The sequence below is a fragment of the Cellulomonas sp. IC4_254 genome, assembly GCF_011603975.1.
GTDB lineage: Bacteria > Actinomycetota > Actinomycetes > Actinomycetales > Cellulomonadaceae > Cellulomonas.
In genome coordinates this window covers 1-3,243 of sequence record NZ_JAANNB010000288.1, presented here as the reverse complement: position 1 = coordinate 3,243, position 3,243 = coordinate 1, and the positions used below count along the sequence as shown (strand labels likewise).

The 3,243-nt window shown below is 73.7% G+C and carries 3 protein-coding genes; all 3 read left to right on the top strand.

The annotated features are described in order from the left end of the window. On the top strand, nucleotides 1-1,319 hold a 1,319-nt coding region (locus tag G6556_RS17905), incomplete at its 5' end, for an extracellular solute-binding protein (protein WP_205693713.1). Continuing rightward, nucleotides 1,316-2,296, top strand: a complete 981-nt coding sequence (locus tag G6556_RS17900) for a sugar ABC transporter permease (protein ID WP_166944370.1) — start codon at nucleotides 1,316-1,318, stop codon at nucleotides 2,294-2,296. The genes G6556_RS17905 and G6556_RS17900, both read left to right, overlap by 4 nt. After that, the gene (locus G6556_RS17895; protein ID WP_346774989.1) at nucleotides 2,293-3,126 is read left to right on the top strand and encodes a carbohydrate ABC transporter permease; all 834 of its coding nucleotides are present in this window, start codon (nucleotides 2,293-2,295) and stop codon (nucleotides 3,124-3,126) included. The genes G6556_RS17900 and G6556_RS17895 overlap by 4 nt, the downstream gene beginning before the upstream one ends. Nucleotides 3,127-3,243 lie beyond the last annotated feature (117 nt).

The following is a 3,243-nucleotide window of genomic DNA, read 5'->3' as shown; positions in this document are numbered from 1 at the left end:
CGGGTGCCCCGTCCACCCTCCGCCCCGCCGGCCTGTCCCGCCGCGGCTTCCTCGCCGGCCTCGGGGCCGTCGGGCTGGGCGCCACCGTGGCCGCCTGCTCGAGCGGCAGCCCGTCGGCGTCCGGCACGTCCGGCGGCGGCGCCGTCGAGCTGCGGTTCTGGAACGGCTTCACCGGAGGCGACGGCCCGGTCATGCAGGACCTGGTCGACCGGTTCAACGCCGAGCACGAGGGCGTCGCGGTGCGCATGACCACGATGGAGTGGGCCGACTTCCACGCCAAGCTGCCCGCGGCGCTGACGTCGGGCCAGGGCCCGCACATCGCGATCCAGCACCTCGACTCGCTGCCGACCTCGGCCGCGCGCGGGCTGCTGCTGCCGCTGGACGACCTCGCCGACGACCTCGCGCTCACCGCGGACGACTTCATCCGGCCGGTGTGGGACGCGGGGATCTACGCGGGGGAGCGGTACGGCATCCCGCTGGACGTGCACCCGCTCGGGTTCTTCTACAACACCGCCGTGATGGCGGACGCCGGCCTCGACCCGGCCGCGCCGCCCATGGACCGCGCGGCCTACGAGGCGGCGCTCGACGCGCTGCTCGCCAACGGGGTCGCGGGGCACTGGATGAGCCCGCACACCTTCACCGGCGGCCAGACCCTGCAGTCGCTCATCTGGCAGTTCGGGGGCGACCTGCTCGACGCGGACGGCGCCCGGGCGGCGTGGGCCGAGGACGCGGGGGTCGAGGCGCTGACCTGGATGGTCGACGCGGTGCACAAGGGCTGGAGCGCCCGGGACGTCGGGCAGGACGCCGACATCATCGCCCTGCAGAACGGGCAGGCCGCGTTCAACTGGAACGGCATCTGGTCCGTCAACACCCTCGACGAGATCAGCGGGCTGGAGTGGGGCGTCCGCCGGCTGCCGCGGATCGGCAGCGTCGACGCCGCCTGGGCCGGGTCGCACAACTTCGTGCTGACCAAGCAGCGGGGCACGACGGACGACCAGCTCGAGGCCGCCCGCACGTTCGTGAACTGGGTGTCGCAGCAGTCCGCCGCGTGGGCCGTCGGCGGGCAGGTCCCGGCCCGGCGCTCGGCGCGCGAGTCCGCCGAGTTCGCGGCGCTGGCCCCGCAGGCGGCCATCGCCGAGCAGGCCGACGACCTGCGGTTCCCGCCGTCGATCCCCGGGATCGGCGACGCGGTCGGCGAGCTGTACACCGCGCTGAACGAGGCCGTCCTGCTGGTCAAGGAGCCGCGCGAGGCGCTCGCCGACGCGGCGGCCCGCGCCGACCAGGTGCTGGCCGACAACCGCGACCGCTACGGCGCATGAGCACCGCGACCGCGCCGCCCCGGCGCCCGCTGCGCCGGGGCTCCTGGTGGACGCCCTACCTGTTCCTGGCCCCGTTCCTGGCGATCTTCGGCACGTTCGTCGCGTTCCCCGCCGTCCGCGGCGTCTGGATGTCCCTGCACGACTGGGACTACCTCATGCCGAGCCGGCCGTTCGTCGGGCTCGACAACTACGCCGCCCTGTTCGACAGCACGAGCGTGCTGTTCCCGCGGTTCTGGGACGGCATGGCGGCCACCGGCATCTTCGTCGTGGCGTCGGTCCCGGTGCTGCTGACGGTGCCGCTGCTGCTCGCGATGGCGCTCAACCGGAGGTTCCCCGGCCGCACGTTCCTGCGCGCCGTGGTGTTCCTGCCGTACGTGCTGGGCGTGGCGGTCGTGGGGGTGCTGTTCCGGTTCGTCCTCGACCCGAACCTGGGCATCCTCAACCACCTGCTCCAGGTGACCCGCCTGGACCGGCTGCTGCACGCCGTCGGGGCCGGGGACCCGGTGCCCTGGCTGACCGCGCAGCCGTGGGCCTGGGTGTCCCTGGTGGGGGTGACCGTCTGGTGGACCCTCGGGTTCAACATGATCATCTACCTCGCCGGGCTCCAGGACGTGCCGGCGGAGCTCTACGACGCCGCGAAGGTGGACGGCGCGTCGTCCCGGCAGCGGTTCCGGCACGTCACGCTGCCGGGGCTGCGCCCGGTGCTCGCGTTCGTGCTCACCATGACCGTGCTCGCGTCGGCGAACATGTTCGGCCAGGCCGACCTGATGACCGGGGGCGGCCCGGGCACCTCGACCCGGACCGCGCTCATGGTCATCCTCGACACCGGCCTCGGGCAGTACCGGATGGGCGCGGCCGCGGCCATGGGGTACCTGCTGTCGATCGGCCTGGGCATCGTCTCGATCATCAGCTTCCTGGCGCTGCGGGAGCGCGACGGCGGCCGCAGGCGGTCGCGCCGGGCGCGGAGGGCCTCGTGAGGCGCCGCGGCCTGGGCGCCGCCGTCACATGGGCCCTGCTGGTCGTGCTCGCGGCGACGTTCATCGGCCCGCTGGTCTGGATGGCCCTCACCTCGGTGAAGTCCTACGGCGAGGCCACCGCGTCCCCGCCGACGCTGTGGCCGGCCGAGGTGGACCTCTCCGCCTACGAGCGGCTGCTGAGCCTGGACGGCCCGTACCCGGTGCTGCGGTGGTTCCTCAACTCGCTGCTCGCCAGCACGCTGCACACCGCACTGGTGCTGGTCGTGGCGTCCACGGCGGCGTTCGCCCTGGCGCGGATGCGGTTCCGCGGCCGCGGGCTGGTGTTCGGCGTCATCGTCTCGACGCTGTTCCTGCCGTCGTTCGTGTTCCTCATGCCGAACTACCTCACGATCGACCGGCTGGGCTGGATCGACTCGGTGTGGGCGCTCGTGGTGCCCGGGGCGGCCGGCGCGTTCGGGGTGTTCTTCCTCCGGCAGTTCTTCGTGGCGCTGCCCGCCGAGCTGGAGGAGGCCGCGGCGCTCGACGGCGCGAACCAGTGGCACGTGTTCACGCGCGTGATCCTGCCGAACACCCGCCCGGCGCTGGCGACGCTCGCGGTCCTGGCGTTCCTCGGCAACTGGAACGACTACATCTGGCCCGTCTACGTGCTGTTCAGCCCGGAGCGCCTCACGCTGCCCGCCGGGCTCAAGCTGCTGCAGGGCGCCTACGTGACCGACTACCCGTCGATCATGGCCGGTGCCGTCGTCGCGTCCGTCCCGGTGATCGTGCTGTTCGTGCTGACGCAGCGCTTCATCATCGAGGGCGTCGCCCGCAGCGGGCTCAAGGGGTGACCGCCGTGCGACCCCGACGACCGGCGCGACCCGCACGGCCCGCGCGGCCCGCGCGGCCCGTGGCGGCGGCGTTCGCGGCCGCCCTCGCGGTGGTCCTCGCCGCCTGCGCCGCGCCCG